We start from the raw sequence: 16,536 nt of genomic DNA on the forward strand, positions 1-16,536 counted from the left end.
GGTTACTCGCTGGCCAGTGACACGATCGGGTCCATCCTTGCAGCCTTTCGTGCAGGCAGATATCCAAAAATCAAGCCAATCAGTGTTGAACACAAGAACGCAATAACGGCTACTCTCCATGAATACACCGCAGTAAACATTCCGTCGGCAAGTGTTGTAAACAGCGTACCTGCAAAATAAGACAGCACGATACCTGCTGCCCCGCCAGTAAGGCATACCAGCACGGCTTCAATGATGAACTGCTGCATGATATCGCCACGTCGTGCACCAACGGCCATGCGGACGCCAATTTCATGTGTACGTTCCGTCACAGAAACAAGCATGATGTTCATCACGCCAACACTACCTATCATCAGAGAGATACAGGCAACCATCAAAATAAGAATGCTGAAGGTCATTGAGGTGCGCTCAACAGATTTTTTGAACTGTTCAGAATTAAAGAGTTGAAAGTCTTTTACACCGTGCCGCTGTTCCAGCAAGTCTGAGATAGCACTGACTGCTGCCTGGTTAGCCACATTATCTTCCAGCCGGACACTGATACCTGTCAGTATGGGTTTACCCGTCATCCGGTACATCACCGTACTGTATGGCATCCAGACAGTGATACGGTTGGGTGCGTAACCACGATTGGTGCTTCTGGCGATCCCTACGACACGCACAGGTACTGCACCCAATAACACGACCTGACCGAGAGCCTCTAATCCGGCCGCATCAAACAATGCCTTGCGGGCGTTTTCGTCAATGATGATCTCCTGTCGTGCGCTACTGTCGTCACTGAAAGTGGCCCCCTGTAAAAGCTGGATACCATTAACGCGAAAATGCTCACGTCCGACTCCATTGACAGTGGCCATTGCCGTTTTACCAAGAAATCGGATGGTGTCCGAGGCGCTCACCTCTGGACTCACACTGTCAATAAATGGCTGCTTAGCCAGTGCTTCAGCATCAGCCGGAACAAGTGTGCGTATACCATCAATGTTGTCGTCAAAAAAATCTTTGCCCGGATAGATACTCACCATGTTGGTGCCCAGCTCTTTGATATTCTGTAGTGTCTGTTGCTTTGCCCCCTCTCCGAGTGCAACCACAGACACAACTGCCGCAATACCGAAAACAATTCCGGACATAGTCAAAGTCGTCCGTAAACGATGCGCGTTCATTGCTTTCATTGCCATACGCAAAGACTCGCGCAGGCGATCAAGCATACTCTGCCAGGGACTTTGCCGGGTTCGGTCATGAGGCTCCATTAGCGTCGTTGTATTCACGCAACTGCCAGTGTCGGCGATAATTTCTCCGTCCCGCAGTTCTATAATTCTTTGAGCATGCTGTGCCACGTTCATATCGTGCGTTACTATGACGACAGTATGGCCGGCTTGGTTAAGTTCAGAGAGTATGGTCAGGACTTCCTGTCCTGAACGTGAGTCCAGCGCTCCCGTTGGCTCATCCGCAAGAATAATCTCACCACCGTTAATCAGTGAGCGGGCAATACTGACACGTTGCTGCTGGCCCCCTGACAATTCGCCGGGCTTATGGTGTTCACGGCCTTTCAGCCCAAGTCGTCCTAAAAGTGTTTTGGCCCTCAGACGACGCTGTTCACGCCTCTTACTGGCATAGATAGCCGGAATTTCAACGTTGCCCAGTGCGGTTAGATCTGGCATCAAATGGTATCGCTGAAAAATAAATCCAATATGTTCCCGCCTGATTCTGGCCAGCTCATCTGGTGAAAGTAAGGCAGCATCCTGCCCCTCTATAAAATAATTCCCGGAGTCAGGCACATCCAGGCAACCCATAATGTTCATCAGCGTAGATTTACCCGAACCTGAGGCACCAATAATGGCCACCATTTCACCGGCAGTGATAGTCAGGTCTACGTTTTTTAGAACCGTAAGTGACTGCCCGCCGTTGAGGTAGGTCCGGCTTATATTTCTGAGTTCAATGACCTTTCTCAAAGCATGAATCCTTCCTGGGACGCACTGTCTTCTTTGTGTGAAAGCACAACTTTTTCACCAACATTCAAACCTTCAAGGATCTGGATATCAATATTGTTTGTTATTCCGGTTTTTACTTCGCGAATTTCGACTTTGCCGTCATCATTCAGTACGCGGACATGCTGTTTATTTCCACCAACCTTTTGAATGGCCTGGACTGGTACCAGAAAAGCTTTTTGCGGTGTACCAGTAAAAAGTTTTACCTGGGCGGTCATGGCAATACGCAGATGGTTTTCCGGATTGGGTACATCCAGCAGTGCGTTGTAGTAGACAGCGGCGTTAGAAGTACCTGAGCCTGAGGTCTGACTGTTGTTAGCCAGTGTATCGTCTTTCATCACGGACTCTGGAGCCAACTCAACGGTACGCAGCGTGGCTTCGTAGTGTCTTTCTGGCTCAGAAAAAATCGTGAAGGTCGCCTTTTGACCGACAGTAACGCGGGTGATGTCAGCCTCAGAGATTTGTGCGCGTACAGTCATTTTGTCGAGTCTGGCAAGCTTTATGATAGTCGGAGCGCTCTGGCTGGCGTTCACTGTCTGTCCCTGCCTTGTGACTATCGCGATGACGATACCATCCATCGGCGCAATAACGCGGGTATAGCTTAAATCGACTTTTTTCTTGTCAACGTCTATCTGCGCCTGAACAAGACGCGCCCGGAGCGAGAGCATTTCTGCACGAGTGGTGGCAAGCGTTGCTTCAGCAGATTCAAGTTCTTCACGAGAGCTTGCATCCGCTCTCATCATGACATTCTGACGTTTGAAACGGAGTTCGGCTTGCTTTAATAATGCCTGTTTAGCCTGAATATCCGCTTTAACCACGTTCAGTGCAGCTTCCGCGTTACGCAGTTCGTTTCGCTGGGGTAAATCGTCAATGTCGGCGATGACCTGACCTTTTAAGACACGATCGCCAAGCCTGACGTTAAGAGACTTAACCTGTCCCGAAACCTGTGCCCCGACGTTGACACGCTCAATCGCATCTATCCGACCAGTAGCCAGCACCGAATTGTCAATCTTCCCTTTACGCACGGGTATGGTGACATACTCCGGTTCTTTCGGACTTCGCATTAAAAAGAACAGCATCGCAATGACTGCCATGCTCAACAACGCAGTAAGGGCCTTTATGCGTAAAGAGGATAATTTTTTTGATAACATATAAACCCTTATAAAAATGTCGGGCAATCTCAGGTTTACAAATGTATTAACACAGCGTTTCTGACAGAATGCGTATATGAATGCTTAAAAAAGTTTAATTTAACGGCTAAGCACTGCCGCCTTGTTAATATGTCTCTTCGGTTGTAACCCGTTTACCGATATCTCTGAGTTGAGAAAACTTTTCAAGAAGTTGCGGCGCATCATCCAGACTTGTGGCAAACATCCACATGTAAGTCATTACTGAATAAATATGTCCTGCATTGATTCCCTTTGTGTGACTCATCAACACGATAGTCATTGTGAACAGCAGCGCCACGAGTAAACCTACCGACAGGTATCCGCCTGCCTCTCGGTCTGATAATGCAATACGCATACGAGCAAGGACAGAATAATGTCTCCCCAGTAAACTTGGTGAGGCCTTGCGAACATAGTCCACTTCTTTTTCGAGACGATTGTTAAGGCGTCTGAATAGCGACTCATTCTTCTGAGAATAGCCGGATACAAAACACATTAGAATTGCGACAATCGCGAAGCATATAACACCGGCACGGAATTCGATGAACATCAGCATCATTGCAGCGCCGAAAAGAGATATTACCGAAGTAACAAGCATCGGAAGATGCATTTCAAAAAAATCCACATACTCGCGGGATAATGTAACCCTGGCCGCTATCGTAGAGTGGTTCAGATTATATTTTCGCTGCGCGAGAACCACTGACACAGCCAGGCCAGCATAGATTCGTGCAAATGTTCGCGTGTCAATGCTTCGTCTTACCGCACCAATAAGCCAGATAAAGAGCACCATGAGACCATACATAGCCGCACGGATTGTATTACCTTCCAGAATGGCATTAATTGCTACCCCTGCCAAAACCGGATAAAGCAAAAAAGTTACATTTTCAGCAATCACAAAGAAGAAAGTGATAAACAGCTTTTTTTTGTGCCGGATAGCGAGGTACTTAAGAGTCCGGCTAACTCCAGCAAAACCTGGCTGACCATCAGTGTTATTGTTAAGCATATTCTTTATTAAAAAATTTTAAACTAATGATTCAGTCTACTACAGCGAGTTGCACAGCGTATGTTAGTTTTATGGACTATATGTGGATAGAAAAAATTCCACTATCTCGACAAGCTTCAGAAAATTTCAAAGGTAACCATAAATAAGACGAAGCATAAAACGACTCTATGAAATCATCATCCGTTGAATAGGAAAATTTAAAGAGATTCTGCTTACAGAAGTAAGAATATAAATTTTTGCTTATTCCGTTTGCATCCTGAAGCAAGAACACCTTGCTGGAAGGCTATCGGCAGAAACTAATTACCAGTCATCCTGATGTTAAAAATCGGTGAATGCTGACGTCCGCTTCTCGCTCATAGCGGACCTTCAGCGCCGTCCGTCCGCCTTGTGCCAGAACTAGACGTTAGACAAAAGTAACATCACTTTTTATAAGTGCCTTATTTTTAATCAAATGGATGAAGCTCTCTTAAATCACCTGGCCATAATACCAGCGTTCTCCCGTGAACCATTCATCCCGATCCTCGCTTCCATAATATTCGAGTGTGATGCCTATTTCCTGTACGTTATCTGGCAGAACGAGTCCCCATTCAGCAGCAAGGCTACGTTCTTTGATCAAAGCAGAAGCACCATTTTCAGAACGATCTTCAGTTATGAAGCTCTGATAATATTCTTCGGAGCGATAAAGACAGACCTCACTTGTAAACATATCTGGAAGACATACCACAGCGGTAATTCGAGGGCTGTAATTCATACTGGCAGTAGCCGTTATGAGGTTTGAACAGGCATTAATTAAAGCTTGTGCACAAGCTGCTTTGGTTTTTAGCGTACTGTATTTCCCCTGAACGAGATTTATTTCTACTGGAATTTTGAAATTCCAGTAATGCTCTTCTTCTGGAAAAATGCTACGTTCAGGGCTATGAAAAGTACCAGCCCAACGATTAAGGGCTTTTATGCGTCGGGGAATATTTCTGACTTTGGTTCTATGATCTCTGTTAAGTCGTCTACTCATGAATAATGTACCTATTAGCTGCTTGAACGGCTCACATTCTGCCCCTATACAAGAGCATTCTATCCTAAAGTGTTCAGCTTATTGTTAAGTCTGCAATTTAACGCATCGCAATCGGCTTATGAGAATTTATGTCCGCTCCTCGCTCATGGCTGACTTTCAACCTTACATGAAAGCTATCGATGTCCACGGACATCAAATTTTTCATCTGTAAGTCTTTCAACCACCTCCAATGCGTCTGGATCGCCATACCAAGCCATGCAACTTACACAGTCTCCGCCACAGTCAAAGTTCAATGTGTCTGGTGTCTTACTCATTGGCTGATTACAGGTCAGGCAATTGTTTTCTTTCACTGGAAGTGTCATCCGTTATTAGATTTTCATTTCTATGTTACCTTACATATCATCCTAAAGTCCGTTTTTCGCTCAGAGCGAACCTTCAGCGCCGATCGTCCACCTAGTGCCATTAGCGGAAGAAGCCAGAACCACTCTGTTATGATTGACGGGGAGCCGGTCACAAAGGCGTAATTTCTCCGGAGTAAATGCTCTTGAAAGTAGCTGGAGGAAAAGCGCCTTAAAGATTTTTCTCATCACAGTAAAGGGTAAAGATTGTCGGCCATGAGCAAGTCTATAGCGCTGCATAATGTCATAAAACCGCCCGCAGGCGCTCATTCATTTAAAAAGGATGCTCGATCTGTTGGAAGTTGCGTGGTGGCGGGTCTCCGTCCTCTCGGAACTGCTCATTTTGTTTTTTATGCTCTTTCATGTACATCAGCGTTTGTCTAACCTGATATTGCGTCTGAATTTCCATGTTTTTAGCTGCGCCGTTATCAATATCGTTTTTGACCAGCGTGAGCACTTCAATGCCTAAACCTAGCATTTCATTGCTGTCCAGAACGGCACTGCGGAGCACCGTACTGTAATTCTGCAGTTTTTCAATCTCGTCGTCGGTATCTGACATAGGTACATCCTTACGTTTCGGGTTATGCATCTGAGTTGTTCGTTTTAAAGCAGCGTACAAATTGATGATGAATGAAATGCTGTCATACCTACAAACAGAAACGGTTTAGCTGTATAAGGGTGGATATTGATTAGCTTGTCGCCACCTTTGACGCTGCTCAGGCTCTGAATCTGTTTAGCTGAGGAACTGCCCAGGCTCTGAAAATCAATTTGTTTAAGAAGAACCCGTTTGAAAAAATCGACCTGATTAAATTGCGCAGTGAGAACTTGACTGGACGGCCGGATGGCGCGGGTGCAGAACAGCGCCCCAGAGGGAAGCTGTAACGCGCCGTCCGGCACAAGAGAAAGTATGAAGGCGGCGTGCAACAGAAATAACTTTAAAGAGGAACACGTTGCAGACCGTGACCTGCTTGCTCCCCGTTGATTCATACAGAACACTGTCAGCAATGTCCGCAGATCGCTCTTAGCAGACTTCATTCCCGCGTCAGTCCGCTTTGTGCCAAAAACAGACGTTGCAAACGAACTCCTATATTAAATATTGGAAGCCGTCACTGATGGGATGTTATGGTAAATCCGGACGTAGGGCAGACACGGGTGATACTGGGTGACAAAGCCGGAGGCCGATCGTTAATTTTGCTCTGCAGGAGTGATAGCATCGGCCTGACAACTTACAGGGAGCGTTTCATGCTGAAGATGACAATGAGCTACAACGACCTGGCAAAGGGGGGCGGCGAGGCAAAGCTGCAGGTCTACGGCGTGGGTAACTTTCCGGTCTTTTCTGGCCAGAAACCCTACACCAACGATCCCAACTGCGCTTACCTGCCGAACAGTGCCATTCCGGTTGGCCGTTACTGGATTGTCCCGCGGCCCGAAGGCAGTATCGCAAACCAGATCAGGGGATGGGTTGTTGATTTCTGGAATAACTCAGACCATTCAGAGTGGTTTGCGCTGTTTAATTCGCAGACTATGACTGACTCGATATTCATCAACGGCGTGGCACGTGGCGGTTTTCGCCTGCACCCTCTACGGCCGGACGGTTCAGGAGAAAGTGAGGGATGTATTACCTTTGTGCGGCGCACTGACTTTTACACGGTCAGGCAGGCACTGTTACGCACACAAAAGATCCGCGTGCCCGGGTCGCGAAACGGGCTGATGGCCTATGGCTACGTTGACGTTCAGGGAGACAGCAACTTTGCAGACTGCAAGATTCGTTAAGAAAGCGGCGGGGTTCGCACTGTGCTTCGTAGTGGCATTTATGATGTCGCGTTACGGGATGCCGCTCTATTCGCTGACGGCGTGGATTGTTGACCATTCTCATCTGGTTTTTGGCCGTTACCAGGCTGACGTTTATGAGGCTGGCACCGATCCCGTGACCTTCTTTGCTCTGCTTGCGGTTATCACCTTATACGCCGCGATTCTGTTCGGCCTGATACGAATGGTGGTCAGGAAGCTAAAAGCCACCTGAAATTGGCTTTGTTAAACTGTTTTAGTAACCGCGATATTGCCCGTGCTTGTTTACGGTTGCGTTTTTCTTCAGTGACCTGCTCCCTGTAAATTAATTCGCTGCCTCAGTAGCAATTCTTCATTTAGTGTTGGATAACTTCTAATGTCCGCTTTTCGCTCATAGCGGACTTAAGCCAGTGTATCAGTCCGCTTTGTGCCATAAGCGGATGTTATTATTCTGGCCTCATCTATGCAGCTAGTAGAGTTAGGTTGTGTTAGAAAGTTGTTTTAAGACAGCTGTATCTGAACCCTGATGGAGCAAAAATGAGAACGCAAAAACGATGCATGGGTTATGTGGCCATCGTGGTCGACGACTATGACCGCGCTATTGAGTACTACACCGACAAGTTGGGCTTTGCGCTGGTTGAAGACACGCCGCAGCCTGGCAAGCGCTGGGTTGTGGTGACGCCGAACCCAGAGAGCGACTGTAATCTTCTCCTGGCCCGTGCTTCAAACGAGCGGCAGGAAGACTTTATCGGCAATCAGTGTGGCGGACGGGTATTCCTGTTCCTGCAGACTGACGACTTCTGGCGTGACTACAACGCCATGAAGGCGAAGGGTGTCCACTTCTGCCATGAGCCGCGCGAGGAGGATTACGGAATGGTCGTGGTGTTTGAGGACATTTACGGCAACCGCTGGGATCTCTACCAGAACGTGCAGCCCTGACAGATTTGAGAATGCGCTTTTATGATGCGTGTCCGGGTTGTCATGTTTAATTTGACCGCATTTGACGGTCGCCATCATGTTGAAGTCCGTTTTTCGCTCATAGCGGACTAAGCCCGATTACCCTCATCATCACTTCGGTCAGTAAAGTGTCAACTTAACCTGAGTCAGGTATTCAACGCAGCATGGGGCCTCTGTCACAATAAGCAGTTCCCGTCTTCAGGACGCCATAACACCAGTGAATCAGTTTTAACATCGGCCACCATTTTAAGTTTGCCCCGAAGACATATTTACTCGTAGATAGTACGCATACGTTTGTAATGAAGATACAAAAAAGGAAGCTTCTCCCCTTTAAGATTTGATGCGGTACCGTCTGCTTCAGGAGATTGACGAAAGCGGCCAGTGCAGCACCTACATTTACGATCCCGTTGAAACCTGGAGTCCGCTGGCCCGTATAGACCACCATCAGTATGAGGGGTATGGCCAGATATACTGGTTCAGCACCGACATTAACGGTGCTCCACTGGAGGTGACTGACGAACGCGGGGATTTGCGTTGGAGCGGACATTACGGCAGTTTCGGTGAGGTTAATTACCAGACGGAAGGGTTTTTGCGTCAGGTGAAAAACGCAACGCTGTCACACCAGCCACTGCGCTACGCGGGTCAGTACTCTGACAGGGAAACAGGCCTGCACTACAACCTTTTCCGCTACTACGACCCACAGACCGGCCGGTTTACTGTACAGGACCCGATAGGGCTGAAGAGAGGGTTGAACCTCTACCAGTATTCGCCTAATCCGCAGGAATGGATTGCCCCCCAAGGCCTTACCGGAAAACCGCTGAACTCACCAGATATGTCTAAATGGATGGGTAAAGGTGGCACGGTCCGGCAGGAAAAAGACACCAGAACGTGGGTTTATCAGGACTGGGAAGGTAACGTGGTACGCTATCCAGACGGATACCCTGATTTTAAACCTTACGCTATACAAAGCGTGGATGTTCCGGATTTAAAAGGCAATCACGATAAAGGACCAGCCGGAGACTTTGGTAAAGCCGATGCCAGAGCGGGTAATGGCGGGGCAAATTATGGCGTGAATACCTGGCACCATCATGAAAATGGCGTCACAATGCAGGAAGTGCCAAAGGACATACACGAACGGTTCAGACACAGGGGGGTATCTGCAATCAAGCGAAAACCCAATTGTTAAGCTCAGGAGCAGAAAGTGGCTATTTTTACTGGTACGGGCATTGGTGAGACGAATATTGATAATCTCGCTAAAAAATCTTCAGTTACTTTCCCCGACGATTACTCTGATTTTCTCAAAACATATAACGGGTTCAGGGTTAAGTCACCAGACTACTGCAACATACCCTTCGATAAGGTTGATAATGGTTTCATATCATTCGATGTGCTGTTCGGTCACGGGGTGAGCAACATGTATTTTGACCTTTCCACTATGAATGACGAACTTCTTGATGAACTGTCGTTCATTGAACATGCTGTCATCATCGGTGCGGATCCCGGCGGTAATTACTGTGTTCTGATAACTGAAGGCGGACAGTCAGGTGTCTATTACTGGGACAGGACCTGTTTACATCTGGAAGATGTTAAACAGGATTATTCCATTGCTGATGAAGATGAAGAAGAAACCCAGCACCTGTACCTGGTTGCCAGCACTTTTCAGCAATTCTTTGATATGTTGGCGGCACAGACAATCCGGAAAGGAATGAGCGTTTCTCAGGGGTTATAACTACTCTGTGCCAGCACCCTTATTGCTGTGCTAAAGGGATGCTGACAGTGTCAGAGATGGACTATAGAAGAGGTGAGTCGGAAAAGGCGTAAACGGTCTGTCTGGGTAAATTAAGCTAGGGGGAGTTCAAAGGCCCCATGCTTAGTGAACATGATTTTGGTTAGACGTGAGCGACCGCGGCCGCTGTTTTGTTTACTTTGCTCCATCGGTTCACCTCAATTTTCAGACATAAAAAAACCCGCCGTAGCGGGTTATCTTTTCTGGATTAAATCAATTCGGCTCAAATCTCGACGCTACCTCGCCGCCGAGAACTTTTGGCATTTTGGGGAATATGCCAGCCTTGATCGTTTCTTTGATAACACCGATAACCGCTGAACAGAGTCCAGGATCGCCACCCTCAGATTTTATTGAAACAGGCATCTGCCCTTCGGGTTGCTTAATTCGTACATTGCAATACTTACCGGCGTAGGAATTGACGTCATAAAACTGAGACAAAACGGCGTTGGTATACTCACACAGCCACATATTAACTTCTTGTTTATCGCCCTCAAAATGGTTCTCGGATTCACACTTATGTTTAATCTGCGCGATTCTCTCCGATGCGGGCGCTGAGGCTGGTAACGGTTTGTAGTTTGTTTGGCTGTGGTCTGATTGTGTCATTGCACAACCGGTCAACGCTATGACGAGAAAAACGCCAACTGATTTTTTCATTTTCTAATCCCAGAGTAATGTTTTGCCAGTTATATCACAGCAGGTCAATAACTTACAGCTAGGCATAACGGCGGCGGTCCCATCAGATATTTTCAGGAAAACAGGCATATTTAACACAATCTATGTTATGAGCACTTTCTTATAGTGCCAACTTTTAGATGTCTGCCTCTGACGTATTGAAATGTCCTAAAGTCCTTTCCGAGGGTGGCCCGCTGAGAACGAAACTGAGGACGGTTTATAGTTCGGATTGCTTACGTTGAACAAAATTAACCAAGCACAGGACTCGCGAAGCTGATAATGAATCCAGTGTTCATCAGTAGTAAACAGACTTAAGTTGCACCTATGACTGACCATATATAATAGCCCGGGTATCCGGGCATTGAGTATCACTTCAAGATATTATACCGGTAAAGCATCTTGCCAAAATCCTGCTTCATACTGATGACTAGCAGTATGTGAACTGCGCTGCCGTCAAAATCATAAATCACGCGGTACTCGCCATCCACATCCAGTCTTTCCCGCAACATCAGTCCCCTGTCAGACAGATAAGCGTTATAGCGGTATCTTTCCGGGTCCTGAACGATTTTTGTTACGGATTCCATCAGCAAGTTATCCACCAAAGTGGCCGCCTGTTGCGCCCCTACTGTCCCACTTTTATAGGACTCAATGTCTTTAAGGCACTGCTCTGCCAGAGGTGAGATTAAGACCTGATACTTCTGAGACACTCAACACCTCACATTCAGTTTCTGGCCGCACGTAATCTCTCCAGCACTTCTTCAGGATTCATGCCCTTGCCGTCAGTAATTTCTTTTTTCGCCTGCATGGCAAGCTTAAAAAGCGCGTTAATGTTTCTTTCCTGCTCAAGCTCCTTTAATTCAGCCTGTCTTTCAGCTGCGGTCTGGATGAACAGTTCAGCAACACCATTTTTGGTAACGTATACGCCGCCTTCGAACGTTCCTGCATTGCCGAGACTGTCTCGGGCAAGTTTCTGGGACATGGTTTGTGACATAGAGGGACCTCATACGCGATTAGCAGGACAAATTGTGCCTTAAAATTTTAAAAAGCCTCACAGAATTGCTCGGCCGAACGACACGGTGTACCACTGTTTGAAGTGGGCAACTGAGAGTATAATCTGAGTAGAACAATTGTGTACATATTTACCCACTGCTTTTGATTAAGCCCTGGGTGATGCCATGTGGAATGCCTGCAAAACCATAAAAATGTATGCGGATTGCACGAATGGAGTAATAACAACGCAGGTCAGAGGATTAGGCAGGTTGTGAAAGTTCACATCAGGTTTTATCAGCTTAAGTTTTGTGGCAGGTAACGGCACTGAGTTTACGGGAAATTTAATCTGCGATAAGCATGACTGGGGGAGATAATCAGAGCGCTCATTACCGGGACAGGAGCCACCTTCTCCCCGATTTTGCCTAAAAACAGGGGCACCAGAAGCAAGGCGAGCCTTACTGACTGCGTCGCGCTCGCGGGGATTTTTTGATATCAACTCAGGTGGATGCTTTGGTGCGACAGAAAGAATAAGTAAAAAAAAGCTTAAGGGTAAACTGTCACAAGGAAAAATTTCCCGTTCAGCCTTTCACCTGCCCGTATTCGCATCCATAAAGTCAACCATCGCACCGGCATGGGCATCAACGTGCCGGATATAGCGCATCACCGTTTCGGCCTTTTTCCAGGTTCCTTCCTGCATAATCTGTGCGGTACTGTATTTTTTTGTGGCCATGTCGATGGCAGCGCCGACCCGGGTACTGTGTCCTGACCATCTCCGGTATCGGTTTTTATTAGGCCTGGCATCCGGGCCGGGACCCGCCTCGTGCCAGGCGCGTGCAAAAATATCTTCCAGTGCCCGTGTTGACAGCGGCCTGTCAGTATTTATTTTCGCACGATTAGTACGGTAAACAGGTGAGAACAGATAGGCATCAGGCACGTTGATCAGGCCCGACGCGTTCAGCCATTCGCTCAGGCGCTGCGACGAAAGCGCACCCAGTCCTTTGATTAGACCACCGGTCATCACAATTGTTTTCGTCCAGCCGACGTCCAGCACAATCCTGCCGTCTTCAGCATGCGAAACGTCACGTACGCGAAGACGTCCCAGTTCGCTCAGACGCAGCAGAGTGGCGTATCCCACATGAAGAAACGCAAGGTCCCGCTTCTGCTGCAGAGAATCTGACCCCGACCACCGTGCGTCAAGCTTGAGAAGGTCGGTCAGGCGAAACGGTATTGCCTGGCCTGTACGCTCGCCACCTACCACAGCAGTGCGGTTTATTTTTTTCATGGCACGGAATGCTGCGGGCGAAGCGCTGGGCGGGGTCAGTCCTGCGTTACGGTGTAACATACTGATCAACGCAAGGTGCGTACTTATGGTAGAAGATGCGCGACCGTTTGCCTGCAGCCAAAACAGGTACTCTCGCAGACAGTCTGGCGCCATGGGCAGAAAGGTGCGGCCGTATTCATTCGCCCAGCCCGCACAGATCCGCATCACGCTGAGCAGCTGACGCCAGGTATTGTCAGAAAAGGCCTCACGGTCCTGAATAAACGCCTGGAGCTGGGCCACTATGTCAGCCCGGGCTGGCAGTTGCATGTCGGATACGAGCCACTGTGGTCTGGAATTGTCCATTTTAGTCCCTGCCAGAGACAACGCTACGTGAATTCTGAGAAAAAATGAGGGGGTTAGCCCTGCAGATTTCATGTAGCGATGCCTGTTAATTTGTCCGCATAAGTCTGAGAGGGGCGTGCCCTCATGATCTCAGTTCAGGATCTAATCATACATCGATCCTCAGGCGGATCCCAGCTTCATATAAACACAATTATATGAAGTTAGGCGTGCAAGGTTAGTAACCAGAAAGAGGCGGGGCGCCCCGAGCGCGTAAGGTTCAAAAAACACCTATTCACAGAACAGGCGCCCGAACGATGGCGTTTTGGGTACCGGCGCATCTGGCAGTTATTACGTCGAGAGGGCCTATAACGAGTCCAGACCTCATTCATCGCTGAAATACCAGACGCCGGCTGAATTTGCAGCAAGCTGGAGAAATGGAAAATTAGAAGGTAAACAAACTGACATTACTAACTGAGCGTTGTATCTAATCTTGGGGCAGGTCACAGGCATAATCATTTGAAAACATTCTCATTACCTTGAGCTACCGTGATAATTTGACATAAGGAATGGTTTTAAATGTGAAGCTCTAAGAGGTATAAGCCTAATTGAACTTTTTTAAATTTAAATCTTTACAATTGAGATGTGTATTTTCATAACCATCTGAATAATATGTTTTTTTGTTTTAATTTTATCTATTGCTGCATGATTTTTTTGAATTATCATTAGGCTTGATAACGTATTGGGACTGATTTTTATTACTTTACACAGGCAAATAAATGAGCTTACTAACTGAAGAAGAAATTCAGCAACTCACTATTAATAAGATGATATTTCATGTTGTAGGTAAAGGATTAACTGCCCCTATAACTTTGAAAGAAATAACCCCATTGATTTATACTGAATTTTTTCTGGCGAGGATAAAAAGCAGTCTCAAAGGGAATCTTTTCAAATTTAAGGCTAATTCTAACGTTGAAAGAATTCTCAGGATTATGAGTGAAATAAATAAGCACCCGAAAACGAATTTCACTGAAGAATCCAAGCAATTAGCGGTAGACTTTCACACTAAACATAAAGGAAATGCTAGTAAAGGTGCTTTCTTTGTTTTTGAACTTAATTCAGGTGTTAAACGTTTTTATGCATTACTTAAGTACGAGAATGATGAAGTAGTAAGATATTATCTTGATGCAAACAAGAAAAATTACAAACCAAAATTAGAGTTTTTTACCGAGTCATTTACACGTAAAGCTGACTCTATTCAGAAGGTTGCATTGGTAAAACTCGACCCAGTACAGGGTGGAGATATCACTGTTCTTGACCGAAGTAATCGGGCGCATATATCAGAATATTTCGAGGTTTTTTTAGAGGTTAAGCGTTCAAATTCTATAGTTGACCTTAATGTAAAATTGCTTGATGCTTTAAAAGATGTATTCAAAGAAAATCGCTCATTTCTCCCGGAGCATGTTGCCACAGATGGTGTGAAAAGAATATATAAACACTTAGGGACTAAAGAGTTTTCATTTGATACAGTTGATCCTGATACAACTCTAACGGCAATATTTGGTCCACTCGATGACATACCAAAAATCAAGGAGGCTTTTAATAAAAAAGTGAAGGAGTCAGGGTTTCTCGGTGAGTCGTTTCAGGTTAAACCAGAATACATAGAAAAACCAGCAACCTATAAATGGGTTACAAAAGAGGGTGTTACAATAATCTTTGACGATAACTCTAAAGTTCAACGCAAACCATTACCTAATGGTAAATATGAAATAAAAATCATAACTACAGGATTAAAACAGGATGATTTCACTTCTTAAACTTATTGATAAGGCGATTAGCTCTACAAGACTTTCTGACCCGCTGTCAACAGTGACTGAAACATATGATGAAGTCAATCAGTCTGCAATCGTTATTGGAACAATGACGAAAATATGTCTCAATAAATGGCAAAATATATATGATTACAAAAAAAAAGATTGGCTCAATTTTAGTTTTAAGGACTCATTTGATGATTATGTTGAGCCTAAGAAGGCTTGCCCAGGTACTGAATGCACGGTATACCTAAGTTTTAAACAACATAAAAACTCTTATTACTTCCTTTCGATTGAAGGTTGGTCTGATTTCTTGGCTGATTCTACTTCGCCATATAATTGTAGCAATGTTTTCTTACTGGGTTTAACCTCTGGCTTCAGTACCAATTCTTTTGCTGTACATCCATGGTTGTCTGAACCAGTGGAAGGTGAAGATGGTGAAAAAAATGTCAAGTTGAAAGTTCGCCATTTCGTGAAGGTGTCTACATTTGGCATTGAATTTCCGACTAATATATCACCATGGATGATAATGGACAATGTTGATATTAAAAACCCTTATTTTGATGAGTGGAAAATATCAGCTGTAAGGAACCTTCTTTTAACAATTGTTAATGAAGTGGATAAGATTGATGAAGAATTATATGTAAAAATAAGTGGTAAACCACCAAAGAACTTGTTATTTACTCCAAGTAATGCTCCAATCCATATCTATCCCGTCCTCAATGAAATAGTAAGGTGGATCTATTTAGCAGGTGATGAAATCGAGATAAAACACACACTTTTTACATGTGAGCTTGCTCGTGAATGGCCTGAGACTGTTGCATACGAAACTGGGATCGTTAAGAAAATGAATTCTGCTTTTGAATCAGCACGCCTCCTTTACAGGGCTCATTTACTTTCGGCTAGTAAAGAAACGTTGAAAACGCTAGGTGACCTGAGAAAGAATTTGGTAGAAGAAGTTCAGAAGATTGTACAACAGACAAAAGATATTGCTAGCACTTTATGGAAAGATCTCGCACTTGTTCTTGCAACTATAGTTTTTAAATATGCCATGGATAATTCCAGAATGGCTGGAAATAGTCATGTTTATGGTTATGTTTTTATAGCACTTTCAATTTATATTTTATTATCAACCTTCATAACATTGAGAATCAATACCAAGCATATTGCCATAATGAATGAGAGTCGGGAGGTGTGGAAGAGTAAGCTATATTCTTTTCTCGATGAGGACGAATATAACAAAATTGCAGGATCTGCATTGAATAAGTAATTTTTTGAATATAAAATTATAGCAAGTATTATAAAATATATAGCGTTTTCAATGTTTTTCTTCCTTATCATGATGGGAATTGATATTATATTTGGATGGGGATGGCT

Annotated in this window: 17 protein-coding genes and 1 pseudogene; 8 read left to right on the forward strand and 10 right to left on the reverse strand. The window is 45.5% G+C overall.

The genetic code is table 11. The features are described 5' to 3' along the window. Positions 1-2: 2 nt before the first annotated feature. The 6 genes from GC090_RS22020 to GC090_RS22045 form a co-directional block, all read right to left on the reverse strand. Positions 3-1,943, reverse strand: a complete 1,941-nt coding sequence (locus GC090_RS22020; protein ID WP_324022158.1) for a MacB family efflux pump subunit — start codon at positions 1,941-1,943, stop codon at positions 3-5. Then, the gene (locus GC090_RS22025; RefSeq protein ID WP_324022159.1) at positions 1,940-3,130 is read right to left on the reverse strand and encodes a macrolide efflux RND transporter periplasmic adaptor subunit EtsA; all 1,191 of its coding nucleotides are present in this window, start codon (positions 3,128-3,130) and stop codon (positions 1,940-1,942) included. The genes GC090_RS22020 and GC090_RS22025 overlap by 4 nt, the downstream gene beginning before the upstream one ends. A gap of 124 nt (positions 3,131-3,254) precedes the next feature. Beyond that, positions 3,255-4,148, reverse strand: a complete 894-nt coding sequence (locus tag GC090_RS22030; protein WP_324022161.1) for an ABC transporter six-transmembrane domain-containing protein — start codon at positions 4,146-4,148, stop codon at positions 3,255-3,257. 466 nt (positions 4,149-4,614) lie between these two features. Continuing rightward, positions 4,615-5,157 carry a DUF3916 domain-containing protein gene (locus tag GC090_RS22035; protein ID WP_324022162.1) on the reverse strand — a complete coding sequence of 181 codons (543 nt, stop codon included), beginning with the start codon at positions 5,155-5,157 and terminating at the stop codon, positions 4,615-4,617. Between the two features lie 672 nt (positions 5,158-5,829). Continuing rightward, positions 5,830-6,114, reverse strand: a complete 285-nt coding sequence (locus GC090_RS22040; RefSeq protein WP_205951030.1) for a hypothetical protein — start codon at positions 6,112-6,114, stop codon at positions 5,830-5,832. 44 nt (positions 6,115-6,158) lie between these two features. Further along, the gene (locus tag GC090_RS22045; protein ID WP_324022164.1) at positions 6,159-6,590 is read right to left on the reverse strand and encodes a hypothetical protein; all 432 of its coding nucleotides are present in this window, start codon (positions 6,588-6,590) and stop codon (positions 6,159-6,161) included. Positions 6,591-6,797: 207 nt separating this feature from the next. Between GC090_RS22045 and GC090_RS22050 the strand changes: the two genes are divergently transcribed. The 6 genes and pseudogenes from GC090_RS22050 to GC090_RS22075 all read left to right on the forward strand — a co-directional run bounded on the left by GC090_RS22050 (position 6,798) and on the right by GC090_RS22075 (position 10,029). After that, positions 6,798-7,328 (forward strand): DUF2778 domain-containing protein, encoded by a 531-nt coding sequence (locus tag GC090_RS22050; protein WP_058702417.1) that lies wholly within the window; start codon positions 6,798-6,800, stop codon positions 7,326-7,328. Beyond that, entirely contained in the window at positions 7,306-7,578 is a 273-nt protein-coding gene (locus GC090_RS22055; protein ID WP_324022167.1) for a hypothetical protein, read from the forward strand. The genes GC090_RS22050 and GC090_RS22055 overlap by 23 nt, the downstream gene beginning before the upstream one ends. Positions 7,579-7,880: 302 nt before the next feature. Continuing rightward, complete coding sequence (locus GC090_RS22060; RefSeq protein ID WP_324022169.1) at positions 7,881-8,282, forward strand: VOC family protein; 402 nt, start codon at positions 7,881-7,883, stop codon at positions 8,280-8,282. A gap of 364 nt (positions 8,283-8,646) precedes the next feature. Further along, positions 8,647-9,108, forward strand: a pseudogene (locus GC090_RS22065) (RHS repeat-associated core domain-containing protein); the annotation flags it as partial. Between the two features lie 36 nt (positions 9,109-9,144). Further along, the gene (locus GC090_RS23325; protein ID WP_416381894.1) at positions 9,145-9,486 is read left to right on the forward strand and encodes an HNH endonuclease; all 342 of its coding nucleotides are present in this window, start codon (positions 9,145-9,147) and stop codon (positions 9,484-9,486) included. A gap of 15 nt (positions 9,487-9,501) precedes the next feature. Then, positions 9,502-10,029 carry an SMI1/KNR4 family protein gene (locus GC090_RS22075; RefSeq protein WP_324022171.1) on the forward strand — a complete coding sequence of 176 codons (528 nt, stop codon included), beginning with the start codon at positions 9,502-9,504 and terminating at the stop codon, positions 10,027-10,029. A 270-nt stretch (positions 10,030-10,299) separates the two neighbouring features. On the opposite strand, the gene GC090_RS22080 is transcribed toward GC090_RS22075, so the two are convergent. The 4 genes from GC090_RS22080 to GC090_RS22095 form a co-directional block, all read right to left on the reverse strand. Continuing rightward, positions 10,300-10,740, reverse strand: coding sequence for a cell envelope integrity TolA C-terminal domain-containing protein (locus GC090_RS22080; protein ID WP_324022173.1), 441 nt, complete (start codon positions 10,738-10,740; stop codon positions 10,300-10,302). A gap of 386 nt (positions 10,741-11,126) precedes the next feature. Next, positions 11,127-11,465, reverse strand: coding sequence for a type II toxin-antitoxin system RelE/ParE family toxin (locus GC090_RS22085; RefSeq protein WP_324022175.1), 339 nt, complete (start codon positions 11,463-11,465; stop codon positions 11,127-11,129). Positions 11,466-11,479: 14 nt separating this feature from the next. Next, positions 11,480-11,749, reverse strand: coding sequence for a hypothetical protein (locus GC090_RS22090; RefSeq protein ID WP_324022177.1), 270 nt, complete (start codon positions 11,747-11,749; stop codon positions 11,480-11,482). A 585-nt stretch (positions 11,750-12,334) separates the two neighbouring features. Then, the gene (locus GC090_RS22095; RefSeq protein WP_324022179.1) at positions 12,335-13,372 is read right to left on the reverse strand and encodes a tyrosine-type recombinase/integrase; all 1,038 of its coding nucleotides are present in this window, start codon (positions 13,370-13,372) and stop codon (positions 12,335-12,337) included. A 755-nt stretch (positions 13,373-14,127) separates the two neighbouring features. On the opposite strand from GC090_RS22095, the gene GC090_RS22100 reads away from it, so the two are divergent. Further along, a complete protein-coding gene (locus GC090_RS22100) occupies positions 14,128-15,165 on the forward strand; it encodes a nucleoid-associated protein (protein ID WP_324022181.1) in 1,038 nt (345 codons plus the stop codon). Beyond that, entirely contained in the window at positions 15,149-16,429 is a 1,281-nt protein-coding gene (locus GC090_RS22105; protein ID WP_324022182.1) for a hypothetical protein, read from the forward strand. Before GC090_RS22100 ends, GC090_RS22105 begins: the two co-directional genes overlap by 17 nt. Positions 16,430-16,536 lie beyond the last annotated feature (107 nt).

Origin of the sequence: Pantoea sp. JZ29, assembly GCF_035190385.1 — a bacterium.
In the GTDB taxonomy this organism is placed as follows: Bacteria; Pseudomonadota; Gammaproteobacteria; order Enterobacterales; family Enterobacteriaceae; genus Pantoea; species Pantoea stewartii.